The sequence below is a fragment of the Amycolatopsis sp. 195334CR genome (assembly GCF_017309385.1).
Classification (GTDB): domain Bacteria; phylum Actinomycetota; class Actinomycetes; order Mycobacteriales; family Pseudonocardiaceae; genus Amycolatopsis.
In genome coordinates, this window is sequence record NZ_JAFJMJ010000002.1 from 1 (window position 1) to 16,982 (window position 16,982).

At 70.9% G+C, this 16,982-nt stretch carries 16 protein-coding genes; 11 read left to right on the forward strand and 5 right to left on the reverse strand.

Annotated features, from left to right (window positions below):
• The first annotated feature begins 84 nt into the window (after positions 1-84).
• From JYK18_RS22735 to JYK18_RS22750, 5 genes are read left to right on the forward strand one after another with little or no spacing between them, the layout of a single operon-like run.
• The gene (locus JYK18_RS22735) at positions 85-513 is read left to right on the forward strand and encodes a roadblock/LC7 domain-containing protein (RefSeq protein ID WP_228004267.1); all 429 of its coding nucleotides are present in this window, start codon (positions 85-87) and stop codon (positions 511-513) included.
• Positions 510-863 (forward strand): DUF742 domain-containing protein, encoded by a 354-nt coding sequence (locus tag JYK18_RS22740; RefSeq protein WP_206804451.1) that lies wholly within the window; start codon positions 510-512, stop codon positions 861-863. The genes JYK18_RS22735 and JYK18_RS22740 overlap by 4 nt, the downstream gene beginning before the upstream one ends.
• Positions 841-1,437: an ATP/GTP-binding protein gene (locus tag JYK18_RS22745; protein WP_153034816.1), complete on the forward strand. Its 597-nt coding sequence runs from the start codon at positions 841-843 to the stop codon at positions 1,435-1,437. Before JYK18_RS22740 ends, JYK18_RS22745 begins: the two co-directional genes overlap by 23 nt.
• Complete coding sequence (locus JYK18_RS46815) at positions 1,434-2,819, forward strand: cytochrome P450 (RefSeq protein WP_307796016.1); 1,386 nt, start codon at positions 1,434-1,436, stop codon at positions 2,817-2,819. The genes JYK18_RS22745 and JYK18_RS46815 overlap by 4 nt, the downstream gene beginning before the upstream one ends.
• The gene (locus tag JYK18_RS22750; protein ID WP_307796219.1) at positions 2,801-3,904 is read left to right on the forward strand and encodes a cytochrome P450; all 1,104 of its coding nucleotides are present in this window, start codon (positions 2,801-2,803) and stop codon (positions 3,902-3,904) included. The genes JYK18_RS46815 and JYK18_RS22750 overlap by 19 nt, the downstream gene beginning before the upstream one ends.
• Positions 3,905-3,945: 41 nt before the next feature.
• Here JYK18_RS22750 and JYK18_RS22755 read toward each other — a convergent pair whose 3' ends face one another.
• The gene (locus tag JYK18_RS22755; RefSeq protein ID WP_206804456.1) at positions 3,946-4,419 is read right to left on the reverse strand and encodes a hypothetical protein; all 474 of its coding nucleotides are present in this window, start codon (positions 4,417-4,419) and stop codon (positions 3,946-3,948) included.
• Between the two features lie 161 nt (positions 4,420-4,580).
• Here JYK18_RS22755 and JYK18_RS22760 point away from each other — a divergent pair, with 161 nt between their 5' ends.
• Positions 4,581-6,419, forward strand: a complete 1,839-nt coding sequence (locus JYK18_RS22760; RefSeq protein WP_206804459.1) for a translation factor GTPase family protein — start codon at positions 4,581-4,583, stop codon at positions 6,417-6,419.
• Here JYK18_RS22760 and JYK18_RS22765 read toward each other — a convergent pair.
• Positions 6,399-7,061 (reverse strand): enoyl-CoA hydratase-related protein, encoded by a 663-nt coding sequence (locus tag JYK18_RS22765; RefSeq protein WP_206804460.1) that lies wholly within the window; start codon positions 7,059-7,061, stop codon positions 6,399-6,401. The genes JYK18_RS22760 and JYK18_RS22765 overlap by 21 nt on opposite strands.
• A gap of 1 nt (position 7,062) precedes the next feature.
• Positions 7,063-7,689, reverse strand: a complete 627-nt coding sequence (locus tag JYK18_RS22770; RefSeq protein ID WP_206804462.1) for a TetR/AcrR family transcriptional regulator — start codon at positions 7,687-7,689, stop codon at positions 7,063-7,065.
• Between the two features lie 72 nt (positions 7,690-7,761).
• On the opposite strand from JYK18_RS22770, the gene JYK18_RS22775 reads away from it, so the two are divergent.
• Entirely contained in the window at positions 7,762-8,154 is a 393-nt protein-coding gene (locus JYK18_RS22775; RefSeq protein ID WP_206804464.1) for a DUF6188 family protein, read from the forward strand.
• Here JYK18_RS22775 and JYK18_RS22780 read toward each other — a convergent pair.
• Positions 8,151-10,859 carry a glycoside hydrolase N-terminal domain-containing protein gene (locus tag JYK18_RS22780; protein ID WP_206804466.1) on the reverse strand — a complete coding sequence of 903 codons (2,709 nt, stop codon included), beginning with the start codon at positions 10,857-10,859 and terminating at the stop codon, positions 8,151-8,153. The two genes, JYK18_RS22775 and JYK18_RS22780, sit on opposite strands and share 4 nt — an antisense overlap.
• 172 nt (positions 10,860-11,031) lie before the next feature.
• Here JYK18_RS22780 and JYK18_RS22785 point away from each other — a divergent pair, with 172 nt between their 5' ends.
• From JYK18_RS22785 to JYK18_RS22800, 4 genes are read left to right on the forward strand one after another with little or no spacing between them, the layout of a single operon-like run.
• The gene (locus tag JYK18_RS22785; RefSeq protein WP_206804468.1) at positions 11,032-12,312 is read left to right on the forward strand and encodes a hydroxyacid-oxoacid transhydrogenase; all 1,281 of its coding nucleotides are present in this window, start codon (positions 11,032-11,034) and stop codon (positions 12,310-12,312) included.
• Positions 12,309-12,716 (forward strand): acyl-CoA thioesterase, encoded by a 408-nt coding sequence (locus JYK18_RS22790; RefSeq protein ID WP_374195058.1) that lies wholly within the window; start codon positions 12,309-12,311, stop codon positions 12,714-12,716. The genes JYK18_RS22785 and JYK18_RS22790 overlap by 4 nt, the downstream gene beginning before the upstream one ends.
• Positions 12,713-13,489, forward strand: coding sequence for an N-formylglutamate amidohydrolase (locus tag JYK18_RS22795; protein WP_206804472.1), 777 nt, complete (start codon positions 12,713-12,715; stop codon positions 13,487-13,489). The genes JYK18_RS22790 and JYK18_RS22795 overlap by 4 nt, the downstream gene beginning before the upstream one ends.
• Complete coding sequence (locus JYK18_RS22800; protein ID WP_206804474.1) at positions 13,486-14,358, forward strand: alpha/beta fold hydrolase; 873 nt, start codon at positions 13,486-13,488, stop codon at positions 14,356-14,358. The genes JYK18_RS22795 and JYK18_RS22800 overlap by 4 nt, the downstream gene beginning before the upstream one ends.
• Here the strand turns inward: JYK18_RS22800 and JYK18_RS22805 are convergent.
• Complete coding sequence (locus JYK18_RS22805) at positions 14,355-16,778, reverse strand: glucan 1,4-alpha-glucosidase (protein WP_206804476.1); 2,424 nt, start codon at positions 16,776-16,778, stop codon at positions 14,355-14,357. The genes JYK18_RS22800 and JYK18_RS22805 overlap by 4 nt on opposite strands.
• Positions 16,779-16,982 lie beyond the last annotated feature (204 nt).

Below are 16,982 nucleotides of genomic sequence, written 5' to 3' on the forward strand. Positions count from 1 at the left end.
TAACCCGGTCGCCACCGCCGCGGCCTGGCAGCGCGGAACCCGTCGCGGCCGCGCCACTTCCGCCGACCTCGAAAGGGATGCCCAGTGAGCACGAACACCGACGCGACCACCAACCGGCTCGGCTGGATGCTCGACCAGGCCCTGCAGATGCCGGAGACGCTCTACGCCGTGCTGCTCTCCGCCGACGGCCTGCTGATGGCCCATTCCGAGGGCATCAGCCGCGACGACGCCGAGCGCACCGCCGCGGCGGTGTCCGGGCTGCAGTCGCTCGCCCGCGCGACCGGCGAGTTCTGCCGCCAGCCCGCCGAGCAGTGGCGGCAGACGCTGATCGAGTTCGACGGCGGGTTCGTCTTCCTCACCGCCGCGGGCCAGGGCGCCTACGTCGCGGTCTCCACCACCGGCCGGGTCGACGTCGAAGGCGTGTCCTCGCGGATGCAGGAACTGGTGCAGCGCCTCGGCCAGGAACTCACCGCGCCGCCGCGCTTCCCGGCCGCCGGGGGCACCCGGGCATGACCCCGAACCGGCGCGAGCAGGCTCTGGTGCGGCCGCACGTGGTCACCGAGGGCCGCGCCCACCCGACCCGCAACACGCTGGACGTGGCCACCGTCGTCTCCGCCACCTGGGCGCCGGTGGTCGGACTGAGCCCGGAAAAGCGGCGGGTGATGGAACTGTGCCGGGGCGGCGCGCTGGCCGTGGCCGAGGTGGCCGCGCACCTGAGCCTGCCCACCAGCGTGACCAAGGTGCTGCTGTCCGACCTGCTCGATTCCGGGCACATCGAAGCCCGCGCCGCCGTGCGCCAGGCCGACATCCCCGACCACCAACTCCTGCAGAAGGTACTCGATGGCCTCCGTGCTCTCACCTGACGGCTACGTCCCCGCCACCGTCCGGACCTCGGTGAAGATCCTGGTGGTCGGGCCGTTCGCGGTCGGCAAGACCACCTACGTCGGCACCCTGTCCGAGATCCGCCCGCTGCGCACCGAGGAGACGATGACGCAGGCGGGCGCGCTGGTGGACGACCTGTCCGGGGTGCGCGGCAAGAACACCACCACGGTGGCGATGGACTTCGGCAGGCTGACCATCGGCGACGACGTGGTGCTCTACCTGTTCGGCGCGCCGGGCCAGCAGCGGTTCACGCAGATGTGGAAGGACCTCGCCTACGGGGCACTGGGCGCGCTGGTGCTGGTGGACCCCACCCGGCTCGAGGAGTCCTTCGACGTGATGGGCCTGCTGGAGGAACTGGGCCTGCCCTACGCGGTGGCCGTCAACGAGTTCGACGGCGCCCCGAGATTCCCCGAAGCCGAGCTTCGCGAAGCACTGGACCTGCTTCCCGAAACCCGCCTGGTCAGCTGCGACGCCCGCGACCGCGGATCGTCCGCGCAGGCGCTGATCAGCCTCGTCGACTACCTCTTCGACCCCATCCGCCAGGAGCATTCGTGACCTCTCCCGCCGCCGGACCGCCACCCGGCTGCCCCGCGCACGCCGAGCGCGCGCGCCTCTACGACGACGAATTCGCCCGCGACCCCGCCGCCGTCTACGCGAAGATGCGGGCCGCGCACGGGCCCGTCGCGCCGGTCGAACTGGCGCCGGGCGTGAACGCCACCCTGGTCCTCGGCTACGAAGCCGCGCTCGAGGTGCTGCGCTCGCCGTCGACCTTCCCCCGCGATCCCCGGCGCTGGCAGCAGAACCAGCCCGAGGACAACCCGGTCATGCCGATGATGGGCTACCGGCCCAACTGCCTGTTCACCGACGGCGCGGTGCACGCGCGCCTGCGCAGCGCGGTCACCGGCAGCCTCGCGCGGCTCAACCCGCACGCGCTGCGCGGGTACGTCGAGCGGACCGCGCGCGAGCTGATCGCCCGGTTCTCCGCCGAGGGCAAGGCGGATCTGCTCAACGACTACGCCACCACGTTGTCGCTGCAGGTGTTCAACCACCTCTTCGGCTGCCCGCCCGCGCTCGGCGACCGGCTGGTCGCGGGCATGCGCGGCATCTTCGACATGGTCGACCCCGAGCGCGCCAACGCCGAGCTGACCGCGGCCATGCTGGAACTGCTCGCGCTCAAGCGGTCGAAGCCCGGCCAGGACGTGCCGTCGTGGATGATGGCGCACCCGGCGCGGCTGTCCGACGAGGAGATGCTGCACCAGCTGGTGCTGCTGATGGGCGCGGGCACCGAACCGCAGGCGAACCTGATCTCCAACGGGGTCCGGCTGCTGCTGATCGACGACCGCTTCGCCGGTGACCTGGCCGGCGGCAGCCTGCACGTGGAGGACGCGCTCGAGGAGATCCTCTGGGGCGACCCGCCGATGGCCAACTACTCGGCAGGCTACCCGTGGCCCGGGGTGGACTTCATGGGCACGCACCTGCCCGCCGCCGAGCCGGTGGTGATCAGCTTCGCCGCCGCCAACACCGATCCGGCGCTGCGGGCCGAGCAGCGCGTGGGCAACCGCGCGCACATCGCCTGGGGTGCCGGCGTGCACTCGTGCCCCGCGCAGGGCCCGGCCAGGTTGATCGCCACCACCGCCATCGAAACCCTGCTCGACGCGCTGCCCGATCTGCGGCTCGCCGTGCCCGAGGACCAGCTGCGGTGGCGGCCCGGTCCGTTCCACCGCGCGCTCGCCGCGCTGCCCGTGCTGTTCACCCCTGTCGTTCCCACGCCAGTTCCGTCCACCGAACCGACTGGAGAGCACCGTTGGAATCAGCACCCCGCCCCCTCGCCCTCGACCCCACCGGCGCCGACATCCACGCCGAGAACGCCGAACTCCGCGCCCGCGGCACCGCGACGCTGGTGGAGCTCCCTGGCCAGGTGGTGGCGTGGTCAGTAACCGACCGGGAGCTGCTCAAGCGCCTGCTCGGTGATCCGAACGTGTCGAAGGACCCGCGGCAGCACTGGGCCGCGTGGCGCGACGGCACGGTGCCCGCGGACTGGCCGCTGATGATCTGGGTGGCGGTGCAGAACATGTTCACCGCCTACGGTGGTGAGCACCGGCGGCTGCGGTCGCTGGTGTCGAAGGCGTTCACCTTCCGCCGCACCGAGGCGCTGCGGCCGTGGGTGGAGGAGATCACGAACGGCCTGCTCGACCGCCTCGACGGCACCGAGGGCGTGGTGGACCTGCGCGAGCACTTCGCCTACCCGCTGCCGATCGAGGTGATCTGCCAGCTGTTCGGCGTGCCCGACGAGCACCGCGCGGACCTGCGCAAGGCGGTCGACGGCGTGTTCAACACGACCGCCACCCCGGAGGAGGCCGCGGCCAACGGCGAGCAGCTGTACCGGATCCTCGGTGAGCTGGTGGCCACCCGGCGCGCCGAACCGGGCGACGACCTGGCCAGCGGCCTGATCGCCGCCCGCGACGAGGACGGTTCCTCGTTGCAGGAGGCCGAACTCATCGACACGCTGATCCTGATGATCTCGGCCGGGCACGAGACCACGGTCAACCTGCTCGACCACGCGATCACCGCGCTGCTGACCCACCCGGACCAGCTGCGGCAGGTGCTCGACGGGCAGTACAGCTGGGGCGACGTGATCGACGAGACGCTGCGCTGGCAGGCGCCCGTCGCGCACCTCCCGCTGCGGTACGCGGTCGAAGACATCGTTGTCAGCGAGGACCTGACGATCAAGCAGGGCGAGGCGATCCTGGCTTCGTACGCGGCGGCCGGCCGCGCGCCGGAGGCGGGGGACAACCCCGACGAGTTCGACCTTTCCCGGTCGAACAAGAGCCACCTCTCGTTCGGGCACGGGGTGCACTTCTGCCTCGGCGCGCCGCTGGCCAGGGTGGAGGCGGAGATCGCGCTGCCCGCGTTGTTCGCGCGCTTCCCGAAGCTGGCGCTCGCGGTCGACCCGGCCGAGCTGAAGACCACGGCTTCCTTCATTTCCAACGGTCACCAGGTTCTCCCGGTCACCCTGGGCTGAGCGCCGAGCGGTGGGGGTGGTTTGTTTGTCACTCCCACCGCTCAGCTCCGGCGGTCGAGCTTCCGGAAGGCGCTGAACAGCGACCAGCCGGTCACCGCGGTGAGTCCCATGCGGAGCACGTTGCCCGCGTTCCACTGCCACGCGACGGCGGTCAGCTCGGGCCCGGGCGCGTCCTCTCCGAACATCTGCCCCACGAGCACGGCGATGACGTACACCGACAGCGCCACGGACAGCAGCGATGCCACCCCCGCGCGGCGGTAGTCGCGCTTGAGTTCCTCGTCGCGGTTGCGCCACCACAGCACCCACACGAGCAGGATGGCGAGCTGCGCCACCGGCACGAAGTACAGCGTGGGGCCGGTGGTGACGAAGAACTCGCGCAGCCGCGCGAACTGCGCCGGGCTGTCCACCACCCAGTTCGGCGAGAAGACCACGGCTTCGTAGAGGTTGCCGAAGAACCAGTACGCCATCCCGAGCACGGCGGTCAGCGTGAGCCGCCGCTGGAGCGTCACCGTCATTCCCGGAGTCTAGGCCCGGGCGGAAAATTCGGGTGCTCTCGTGGCGCGTGCTTGCTACCGTGCCGCCGGAACGCGTGCCCGAAGCGGAGGAGAGTCCATGCGCCGAGTGACGACAGGCCCCATCGACTGTTGCTCGCTCGCGGACAAGGACCTCCTCCAGCATGCGCATGCTCAATCTCGGCATCGTGGCCCACGTCGATGCCGGTAAGACCAGCCTGACCGAACGGCTCCTGTTCGACTCGGGCGCCATCACCAGCCTCGGTTCGGTCGACCGCGGCAGCACCCGGACCGACGGCATGGACCTGGAACGCCGTCGTGGCATCACGATCCGCTCGGCGGTCGCCGCGTTCACCACGGGCGGTCACGAGGTGCACCTGATCGACACCCCCGGCCACGCCGATTTCGTGGCCGAGGTGGAGCGCGCGCTCGGGGTGCTCGACGGCGCGATCCTGGTGCTCTCGGCGGTCGAAGGCGTGCAGGCGCACACCAGGGTGCTGATGCGCACGCTGCGCGCGATGGCCGTGCCGACGATCCTGTTCGTCAACAAGATCGATCGTGCCGGGGCCAGGGAAACCGGGCTGCTGGCCGATATCCGGCGGCTGCTCGGCCCGGCCGCGATCGCGGTGAACCGGACCACCGGGCTGGGTACGCGCGACGCCTCGGTCACCGATCTGGCGCCGGACGCGGACCTCGCCGAGGTACTGGCCGAGCGCAGCGACGCGGTGCTGGAGTCCTATGTGGACGGCCTCGATCCGGTGCTGCTGCGCGTTGAGCTGGCCGCCCAGGCACGCCAGGGCTGGGTGCACCCGGTGTTCTTCGGCTCGGCGATCACCGGCACCGGGATCGACGCCCTGCGTCGCGGGATCGTGGACTTCCTGCCTGCCGTCGATCCTGCCCTGTCCGAGAAACCCCTGACCGGCACTGTTTTCGCGGTGGAACGTGACCGTGGGGGCCGCCGGTTCGCGGTGGCCAGACTGTTCTCCGGGACCCTGGCCGCACGCGACCGGATCGCCTACGCCGGCCGGAGCGGACGCGTGACCGCGGTGCTCGACGTCGACGGCAGGCAGGCTCGCGTCCCGGCGGGTGGCATCGCGCGGATCGCCGGACTGCCGGACCTGCGCATCGGTGACCGGCTCGGGACCACTTCGGCAGTCCCGGAGCCAGTTCGGTTTCGCTTGCCCAGCTTGGAAACCGTGGTCACGCCGTCGTCCGGGAGCACGGCGGCGGAGTTGTTCACCGCCCTCGACCGGCTCGCCGACCAGGATCCGCTGATCGGCCTGCGGCACGGTCCGGACGAGGGCAGCCTGGTCGTTTCGCTGTACGGCGAGGTGCAGCGCGAGGTGATCGCGGCGCGGTTGAGCGAGGAATTCGGGGTGACGGCGGAGTTTTCGCCGTCCCAGGTGGTCCGCGTGAAACGGCTCACCGGCGCCGGCGCCGCGGTCACCAGGATCGGCGACACCGACCCGGTGGTGCACTGGGCGACGATCGGCCTGCGCGTCGAGCCGGACGCCCCGGATTCGGGTGTGCGGTTCACCCTGACCGCGGAGCGCGGTTCGCTGCCCGCCGCGTTCATCACCGCGATCGAGGAAACCGCCCGCGCCACGCTCCGCGACTGGTCGGTGGTGGACTGTTCGGTCACCCTGACGCACACCGGCTACGCCAGCCCGATCAGCACGGCGGCGGACTTCCGTAACCTCACGCCGCTGGTGCTCGGCGATGCGGTGGCGCGGGCGGGGACCGTGGTGTGCGAACCGTGGGAACACGTCGAGCTGGACCTGCCGGAGGAGGCGCTGAGCCCGGTGCTGGCCCTCGTCGTCCGCCTCGGCGGCACACCGGGAACGCCGGTCGTCTCGGGCGATTCCGCCGCCGTCGACGCGGACCTCCCGTCGGCGCGCCTGCGGGACCTCGAACAGTCCCTACCAGCCCTGACCGGCGGCTCGGGCGTTCTCACCACCCGCCCCGCCGGCCACCGCCCGGGCTCAGGTCGTGGGGGTGCGTAGGGCGGTGACGGCGGTGGCGAACATGGTGGATTTGATGGCGCCCAGCGTGCCCCGGTCCTTGCCGGCCAGGTCGCGCACGGACTCGCTCGCCTGGTCGAGCAGTTTCGACTCGGCGGCGACGGCGTCGACCAGGCCGAGGTCCCGTGCGTCCGGACCGCCGAAGCGGCGGCCGGTGGTCATCGAGGCGATGGCGGCCGACGGGGTCAGCTTGCCCTGGATGAGCGCCGCCATGCCCGGCGTGAACGGGATGTTGATGTCCGCCTCGGGAAAGCAGAAGTAGCCCCGGTCCTCCCGCATCACGCGGAAGTCGTGCGCCATCGCGAGCATGGCGCCCGCCCCGAACGCGTGGCCGTTCAGCGCGGCGACCGTGGGCACCGGCAGGGTGAGCACCCTGGCGAACAACTCCTGCACGTCGGTGACGTACTGCCCGGCCCGCTCCCCGTTGGCGGTCAGCCACGCCAGGTCGAGGCCGTTGGAGTAGAACTTGCCACCGCCGATGGTGACCAGCGCGGCCGGCGCGGCCCCGGCGGTGACGGTGTCCAGCGCCGAATTGACGCTTTCCAGCCACTCCGGGGAAAACCGGTTCTCGTCGGCGCCGAGGTCGAGTACGTAGACGGGGTCGTGGTGCTTCAGTTCGGGCATGTCAGTCCTTTGTGGATCGATGGCGGGCGGGTGGGTCGATGGCGAGCACCGCGCGCACGGCGGCGTCGAGGCGCAGGCGCGCGTCCTCGCCGATGCCCTCGCCCGGCGGGCCGCTCAGCGCGCGGCGGAACAACGCGGTCGGCAGGTCGACCACGCAGGTGGTGAGCACTTCGACGGCGGCGCCGTCGCGGCGGCCCCACAGCCGGTGGGTGAGCCGGACCAGCAGCGCGACCAGCCGCTTGTCCAGCGCGAGCAGGTCGTCGGCGAGGTCGGCGGGCAGGTCGGGGCCGAGCAGGTGGTCGCGTTTGACGGTGAGCAGCATGCGAGCCGCGGCCGGGCGCCGCCGCGCGAAGACCGCGGGCGCGCTCGCGGCGCCCACCACCGCGTCCACCGGATCCGGCCGGTCGGCGAGTTCGGTTTGCAGGTCGAGGAAGTCGGTCGCGGCCCGCAACCACACCCGGCCGAGCAGCGCGCTGATCGAGCCGAAGGCGTGGTAGATGGTGCCGTTCGGCACGCCGGCCGCCGCGGCCAGCGTGCGCACGGTGACCCCGGTCGCGCCGACCTCGGCGACGAGGCGTTCGGCGGTGTCGAGCAGTGCGTCCAGATCGTGGAGCCGGGGTCGGGCCATGGTCGCACTGTAACAGAACACGTGCTCCAAAACTTGACCGCCCGGCTAGGGTGGGGGGACGAAGGAGCTGCCTTGGAGATCCCCACCGCCCTGATCGGCTGCGAGGTCTACCGCACCGCGTTCGACTACCAGGTAAGGCTGATGCTGAGTGCGTGGAGCGCGGAGGAGGGCTACCGCGTCCAGGCCGAACTGGTGGTGGAGAGCGAACTCCGGTTCCGCGACGCCGCCGGGAACCAGCACGAGCTGACCCCCGGCGCCGGGGCCGCGCTGGCCCCGATCCTCGACCTCTTCGGCAAGAAGATCACCACGGTCGAGGTCCGGGAGCGCGGCACCCTGCACCTCGGCTTCGACAACGGCGCGGAACTGGTTGTCAGCCCGCACCCCGACTACGAGTCCTGGCACCTCACCGGCCACGGCGTCGACGGCATCACCGTCGGCCCCGGCGGCGAGGACGGCTGGACCTAACCCACCTGTCTCGACGCCCGGACCGTCCAGCCGTCCCCGGTGGCCACCGCGTGCAAGCTCGCCGAGCCGCTGGACGGCGTGATCTCGAACCGGTGGGTCCGGGCCGTGTCCGCTCGCAGGGGCGCGGACGGCTGGGTGGCCGGGATCGCGGTCCACCCGGCGGGCAGCGACAACCGGACATCGCCGCGTGGCAAGGGCTTGCCGGTCGCCGCGACGGTCACCTCCGCGGTGAACGGCGTGCCCGGCGAGACCTCGTCCGGGGCCATGATGGACACCGACGCCAGTGCCTTCGCCTCGTACCGGTGGCCCTGCTCGGCGTTCAGCGTGATCCGATCGCCCTCCCCGGCCACCTCGACGACCTGCCCGGTGGTGGTGTCCCGCACTTCGAACGGTCCCTCGAAGAGTCCACTTCGGACATCGACGGCACCGGTGTGGCCCGCGGTCAGGGCGATCCGGTTCGCCGCGCCACCGCTCCAGTCGACGTCCGCGGTCAGGTCCCCCCGCGCCCGCAGGCCGCGCACCGAGCCGTCCGCCCACGAGCCCGGTAGTGCGGGCAGCACGTCGACCGCGCCGGAATGGCTTTGCAGCAGCATTTCCGCGACCCCCGCGGTGGCCCCGAAGTTGCCGTCGATCTGGAACGGCGGATGGGTGTCCCACAGGTTCGTCAGCGTGCTGGTCTTCAGCAGCTCGGACAGCATGGTGTGCGCGTGGTCGCCGTCCAGCAGCCGGGCCCAGAAGTTGATCTTCCACGCCTTGCTCCAGCCGGTCCCGCCGTCACCGCGGGCGGTCAGCGAAACCTTGGCGGCCTCGGCGAATTCCGGTGTCGTGGCCGGGGTGACCCGGCTGCCCGGGTGCAGCGCGAACAGGTGCGAGACGTGCCGGTGCTGGTTGCCGGGATCGTCCTGGTCGGTCTTCCACTCCTGCAACTGACCCCACGAACCGATGCGCAACCCCGGGTCCAGCCGGGACAGCACGTCGGCGGCCTCGCCGGCGAACCCGTTGTCACCCAAGGACTTCGCCGCGGCGACGGTGTTGGTCAGCAGATCACCGACGATCTGCTGCGACATCGACGCCCCCGCGGTGAACGGTCCCTGCTCCGGCGAGTAGCTCGGCGTGACCACCAGCTTCCCGTCACGCGGATCGGCGACCAGCTCGTCGATCCAGAACTGGGCCAGCGACTTCATCATCGGGTACGCCCGCTCCCGCAGGAACGCCTCGTCGCGGGTGAACAGGTAGTGCTCGTAGTAGTGCTGCGCCAGCCACGCCCCGGATTCGGGGAACCAGAACGCGGTCGCCCAGTCGTGCACCCCGGTGAAGCCGAACGGGTTGGTTTCGTTGTGCACCACCCAGCCGCGGTTGCCGAACATCTCCCGCGCGGTCACCTCACCCGGCGGCACCATCGAATCCACGTAGTCGAACAGCGGCGCCGTCGTCTCCGAGAGGTTCGTGGTCTCGGCGGGCCAGTAGTTCATCTGCAGGTTGATGTTCACGTGGTAGTCGGCGCTCCACGGCGGGGACGTGGAGTTGTTCCACACGCCCTGGAGGTTCGCGGGCAGCGAGCCGGGCCGCGAGGACGCGATCAGCAGGTACCGGCCGTATTGGAAGTACAGCACCTCCAGCGCCTTCCGCGCGGCGGGCGGGGCCGAACCGTCCTGGTACGAGCGCAGCAGGTCGTCGGTCGGCACCGGCGGCGGCTGCTGGCCGAGCTGGAGGTCCACCCGGTCGAACAACGCCCGGTGGTCGGCCACGTGCGCGGTCCGCACCGCGGTCAGCCCCTTGGCCACGGCTTGGTCGACCCGCTGCGAGACCCCGGTGAGCGGGTCCGTGCCGGTCCGGTAGGCCGGATGAACGGGGGCGTAGTCGGTCCCGGCGGCGAGCACGAGGGTGACCGCGTCCGCGGCCTGGACGGTGACCGAGCCGTCCGCGTTGTCCGTCCGGCTGCCGCCCTCGTTGAGCACCTGGACCTGCGCCGCGAACCGCATGCCGTTGTCGGTCAGGTGGCCGGAAAAGGTGAGACGGCCGTCTCCGGCTCGCGCCGATTTCGACCGGTTGTCCGGCGCGGTGACCGCGGCGGTGAACCCGACCTGCCCCGGCTGGTTCGCGGACAGCCGCGCGACGATCACCTGATCGGCGGCGGAGGCGAAGTACTCGCGGGTGAACTCGGTGCCGCCGGCGGCGTAGCGCACGCCCGCGGTGGCCGTGGAAAGGTCGAGGTGGCGGCGGTACCCGGTGACCTCCGGCGGTGCCTGCGGCTGCGTCAGCCGGAGGTCCCCGAAGGTCTGGTACGCGCCGAACCCGTGCTTCGGCTGGCCGAGCTGGTCGGCCACCCACTCCGGATCGGCCTGCCCGTCGGCGGCGATCCGCTGCTGGACGGCTTCGAGCGCGCCTGGTCGCGGTGAGGTCCAGTTGCCGAAGTCGTAACCGGGGGAGCCGGGACCACCGGTCCACAACGTCTTCTCGTTGAACTGGAGCTGCTCGGTCTGGACCCCGCCGAACACGCTGGCGCCCAGCGCGCCGCTGCCGATCGGCAGCGACTGGGACTCCCAGTCCGTGGCCGGTTCGTCGTACCAGAGCGTCATGCCGTTCTCCTGGCGCGGCGGCTCGGCGGCGACGCTCGGCCCGGCTGTGCTCAGCGGCGGGATCGCGGCGGTCAGCGTGGCGGCGGCGACCAGCGCGAGCCACCCGCGCCTCCTCGTTCTGCTCATCAGGCTCCCTCGGCAAAGATCGGATGCATCTTCGGTGATGGCCGGTCGTTCGTCGGGAAAAGCGGGGTTGTGCACCAAAGTCATCGGATGTCCCGGCATTCTGACGATAGGGGCCGCCCGGGGTACGGTCAATCGGGGTTCCGCGGACCGACGAGCGAGGGAGCACGAAGGCGTGGCTTCAGCCGAGTACGAGTCGATCTTCACCTACGGCGCTCCGGCGCTGAAGTACGGGAGCGGCTCGAGCGACGAGATCGGATACGACCTGACGCAGTACGGCGCGCGGCGCGTGCTGGTGCTCACCGACCCGGATGTGGCCGCGACCGGCTGGCCGGGCCGCATCGCCGAGGGCATCACCGGGTACGGCATCGAGGTCGAGGTCTTCGACGGTGTGCACGTCGAACCGACCGACGTGAGCATGGCCAAGGCGGTCGAGCACGCGCGCGGGCACGGCCCTTGGGACGCCTTCGTCGCCGTCGGCGGCGGGTCGAGCATCGACACCGCGAAGGCGGTCAACCTGCTGACCAGCAACGACGGCGAGCTGATGGACTACGTCAACGCGCCGGTCGGTGGCGGCCGCGCGCCGGCCAAGCCGTTGAAGCCACTGGTGGCGGTGCCGACGACCACCGGCACTGGCGCGGAGAGCACCACGGTCTGCGTGCTCGACGTGTTGTCGCTGAAGGTGAAGAGCGGGATCAGCCACCTCCGGCTGCGGCCGACGCTGGCGGTGGTGGATCCGCGGCTGACGGTCAGTCAGCCCGCCGCGGTGACCGCGGCGAGCGGCATGGACATCCTGTGCCACGCCGCCGAAAGCTACACCGCGAAGCCGTACACCTCGTTCACGCGCAAACGGCCGGAGGAACGCGTGCCGTACTGCGGCTCGAACCCGCTGGCTGACATGTTCGCCGAGGAGTCGTTGCGGTTGCTGTCGCGCTCGCTGGTGGCGGCCGTGACGGATGGCTCGGACTTGCAGGCGCGGGAGGACATGGCGCTGGCGGCGACGTTTGCCGGGCTCGGCTTCGGCAACGCGGGCGTGCACATCCCGCACGCGAACGCGTACCCGGTGGCCGGGCAGGTGCGGGAGTTCCACCCGGAGGGCTATCCGGGCGACGAAGCGATGGTGCCGCACGGCATGGCCGTCTCGCTGACCGCGCCCGCGGCCTTCGAGTTCACCTTCCCGGCGGCCCCGGAACGGCACCTGCGGGTGGGGCGGTTGCTGGCGCCGGAGTTCGAATGGTCCGGGGACGCGTCCGGGTACCTGCCCGCCGTGCTGCGCGACCTGATGCGGCGCATCGGCATCCCGAACGGCATCGGGGCGGTCGGCTTCGGCGAGTCCGATGTGGACTCGCTGGTGGCCGGTTCGCTGAAGCAGCAGCGCCTGCTGGCCACGGCCCCGCGTGAACCCTCGGCGGATGACCTGGCCGGCATCCTGCGTGGGTCGGTGGAGCTGTGGTGACCGGGTACCCGCACGTGCGGACGGTTCCGCTGCGCTGGAAGGACAACGACGTCTACGGGCACGTGAACAACGTCGTGCACTACTCGCTGATGGACACGGTGATCAACACCTGGCTGATCGAAGAGGGCGGCCTCGACATCGAGCGCGGCGAGGTGATCGGGCTGTGCGTCGAGTCGCACTGCAACTACCGGGGTTCGGTGTCGTTCCCCGGTTCGCTGGAGGTGGGGCTGCGGGTCGCGCACCTGGGGCGGTCGAGCGTGCGGTACGAGATCGGGATGTTCTCGGCGGCCGGTGAACTGATCGCGGAAGGGCACTTCGTGCACGTGTTCGTGGACCGCGCGTCACGGCGTCCGGTGGAGGTGGGCGGGACCCTGCGCAAGTCGCTGGAGGCCTTGGCGGGATGACGTTCACGGTGGTGCCGGGGACCGCGGAATCGCCGGTTATCCTGCACGTGCCCCACGGTTCCCGAGCACTGACCTCGCACGCCCGGTCGCGCATCCGGCTGGACGATGCCGCTTTGTCGACCGAGCTGGACCTGATGACGGACGCGCACACGGGCCTCATCGCTTCGTGGGCCGGGGCTGGTTCGGCCTGGATCTTCCGGAACGAACTGTCACGTTTGGTCGTCGACCCCGAGCGTTTTCCGGATTCCCGCGAGGAAATGCGGACGGTGGGCATGGGGGCGGTCTACCTGCGCACGGCGCATGGCGCGGTCCTGCGTGAGGACGATCCCGAGCACGTCGAGGAGTTGCTGGTGCGGCACTACCGCCCGTATGCGGCGGCGATGACCGAACTGGTGGACGCCCGGCTGGCAGCGGCCGGGCGGGCGGTGATCTTGGACGTGCATTCGTATCCGAGCCGGGCGTTGCCCTACGAACTGCACGGTTCGGGGAAGCGGCCGCCGGTCTGCCTTGGCGTGGATTCCTTTCACACGCCCGAATGGCTGTGCGAGGCCGCGGCCGGGGTCTTCGGCGAGGTCGAGGTGAACACCCCGTTCAGCGGCGCCTACGTGCCGTTGAAGCACTACCGGCGCGTTCCGGAGGTGTCGGCGCTGATGATCGAGATCCGCCGGGACACATACATGACGGAACCGGGTGGTGCGGCCGGGCCGGGGCTGGACGTGGCGGCCGCGGCGCTCGTGGACCTGCTCCGCCTGTGCGAGGATCACCGTTCATGACCGCTCACCTCTCGACCCCCGTGCTGGACCTCGCCTACGAACAGACCGGTGACCCGGCCGGGCCGCCGGTGGTGCTGCTCCACGGGTTCCCCTACGACGTGCGGGCCTACGACGAGGTGGCCGCCCACCTGCCCGGTGCCAGGGTGATCGTGCCCCACCTGCGCGGGTTCGGCGCCACGAGGTTCCGTGACGAGGGAACGCTCCGGTCCGGGCAGCAGGGGGCGCTGGCCCAGGACCTGCTGGACCTGCTCGACGGGCTCCGGCTGGAGAAGGCCGTCGTCGCCGGGTACGACTGGGGTGGGCGAGCGGTGTGCATCGCGGCGGCGCTGTGGCCCGAGCGCATCGGCGGGCTGGTCACCGTCGACGGGTACAACGTGCAGAACCTCGCCTACGCGGGCGAACCCGCGCCGCCCGAGTGGGAGCGCACCTACTGGTACCAGTACTACTTCCACTCGGAGCGGGGCCGTCGCGGGCTGGAGCGCAACCGCGAGGAACTGTGCGAGTTGCTCTGGCGCACCTGGTCGCCGGAGTGGAAGCAGGCCGCGGAGGCCTTCCCCGCCAGTGCGCCGAGCCTGCACAACCCGGACTTCGTCGACGTCGTCATCCACTCGTACCGCCACCGCTACGGCCTGGCCGACGGTGATCCGCGCTACCAGGACATCGAGGACAAGCTCGCCGCGGAGCCGCCGATCTCCGTACCGACCATCGTGCTCGAAAGCGGCGCGGACGGCATCGGCGGCCCCAGTGCCACCGAAGACCGCGAGCACTTCACCGGGGCGTACACCCACCGGCTCCTGCCGGGAATCGGGCACAACGTCCCCCAAGAAGCACCCGCGGCCTTCGCCGAGGCGGTGGCGGCACTGATCTAGGGCCGCCAGGTGTCGTTCAGCGCGAGTGTGCAGCCGGAGGCGGTGGCCGTGCGGTTACCGCCTGATTCCCAGGTGATCGTGCTGCCTTCCTTGCGCAGGTACTTGTACTGGAAGGCGGTGCCCTTCGGCAGGCCCACGCTCCCCGTCCACAGTGGATAGTTCGCCGAGGACAGCGGGACCGCGTTCGCCGGGTTCCACGAACCCAGCTCCGGCCGGTCCCCGACGACGAAGACGTTCTGCCCCCACGTGGTCGTCGCGTTGACCGAGAACTGCGCCGAGACGCTCGCGCACCCGTTGGCGTACCGCTGTTTGACCACCGACGGCGTCTCCACCGGCGCCCCCGCGTCGATCGAGTGCGCCAGCCTGACGAACTGCGCCATCGACCACGCCAGCGGCGTCGCCGAGCCGGTGCCCTCGCCGAAGGTGAAGCCGCCGGTGCTCGCCCGGTCCCAGACCTGTTCCGGGATCAGGTACCCCGCGTTCGCGCTGGCCGCCATGGTGGCCAGGTGGGCCGAGGCGGACCGGCCGTTGGCGAGTTCGTACTCCCCGCGCTCACCGGTGAGCAGCGGCCACAACCGGCCGACGCCGGCGCCGGTGTACGGCCCGCCGGACGCGGTTTCCCCGTAGCCGTCGTGGTTGTAGCGGTACCACATCGGGCCGTTCGGCGTGGTCACCTTGATCGTCGAGTCCACTTCGGGCAGTGACGCCGCCACGTCCGGGTCGGCGGCGGGCTTCACACCCAGCCGCGCCAGTTCCAGGAAACCGGCGTCGACGATGGCGCGCTCGTCGTGGTTGCCACCGCCGTTCTGCAGGAAGATGTTCTGGCCGTCGTTGGGATTCCCGTTGCCGTCGACGCGCTCGAAGTACCGGCCGTCGCCGAGCGGGCCGGAGGTGGTGAACGTCCAGCCGGTCACCTGCGCCTGCCACTGGTCGGCGGTGGTGCGGTAGGTGTTCGCGCTCGCCGTGTCCCCGTTGCGCTCGGCGATGTCGGCGGCGCAGATCAGCCCGGCGATCTCCGCGGCGATGGTGGACGGCGAGTACCCGCCGTTCTCCTCCCAGCGCTCCTGCGGGGTGGACGGGCCGCGCGAGACCAGGAAGTCCGCCGACTTCTTCACCTTCGCCCACATCGCCGCGTCGAACCGCTGCAACTGCCACACCAGCACGATCGGGAACGCGACCTCGTCGAGCTGCAGGCTGGTCCAGCAGTTCGTGCCGTCGAGGCGCGTGTTCTGCGGGAACGAGCCGTCCGGGCGCTGCTGCACGGTGAACAGGTAGTCGGCCGAACGGTTCGCCGCCGCGGTGTCGCCCGCCGCGATCTGCGCGGTCGAAACCTGGTAGAGGTCGCGGGACCAGACGGCGTGGTAACCGCAGTCCCCGGTGCCGTTCGCGTTCTTGGCCTCACCCCAGGGATTTGTCAGCGACGCGACGTTCGCCCCGAGGTAGGTTTTGTCCTCGTGCGCCTTGAGCGTCATCAACGCGACGTTGTACTGCGTGGTCAGCCCGGCGCCGGTGATCGAACCGGGCACCGCGGCCAGCGAATCCAGGTAACCGTCCCAACCGGACCGGTACGCCGTGTCGGCGGCGGCGAATCCACCCGCGAGCGACGCCGACGCGTTCGCCGACGCGGCCGCGCGGTCACCGCCGAAGCCCAGCGCGAGCGTGAACGTGGTGTCGGTGCTCACCGGGATTTGGCCCAGCTGCACCAGGTTCCCGGCCGTCGAGGCCGAATCGTACTGCGCGTCGAGCGCGTGGTTGCCGCTCAGGTCCAGGTAACCGTCGCTCGCGCTGCCGCTGTAGCCGCTGGTCAGCTTGGTGAACCCGGTCGAGGCGGCGAGCGCGCTGGATACCGGACCGTCGGAGGCGACCAGCTGCCCGCCCGAAGTCGCGCCGGTGTCGCCCATGCCGCTGTTGTTCAGCGACGGGTTGTACAGCGCGTACAGCTGGAGCGGGCCACCGCTGAGCACCTCGAACCGGGTCTGGATCAGCACGGTGGCCCTGGCCGGGTCGGTGGTGTGCGTTTTGGTGATCCGGTAGCGGCCGTTGGTGGCGGTGTTGATCTGCCGGTAGCTCAGGGACCGCGGATCGGTGAGCACCACCTGCTTGCTCGTGTGATCGCGTTCCAGCTGGGTGAACCCGGCGCCGTCGGAGACCACGTACTGGAGGTCCTGGACGTTCGCCACGTCCACGGTCGGGTAGTAGACCTCGTGGTTGATGCCCTGGCCGAGGGTGAACCAGACCTTCGAGGCGGTCCCGGCCGAGGTGCCGAAACCCTCCTTGCCGCCGGTGGTCCAGGCCGCACCGGTGCCCGGTGCGCCCGGGGCTTCGGCGGGGGCGGCGCTGGCCGGCGCGGGCAGCGCGAGCACGGCGAGGGACAGCAGAGCGGCGGAAACGCGGTGGCGCGACCGCTTCGGTGACTTCATCAGGGGGTCCTTCCCACAGGCGTCGTCGGCAGCAGGAATTTGTTGTTCGTCGCAACATATTCGCCGTCACGGCCCGGCGACAGGGCCGATCGGGGTAACCCGGACCAGTGCGCCGAGTGGTCCGGTCGGTGTGCGTTTCCACTGGGTGGATCACCGGATAGCGGCAGTGATCGGGCCCGATCGGCGGTATGAATTGTGCCCGGA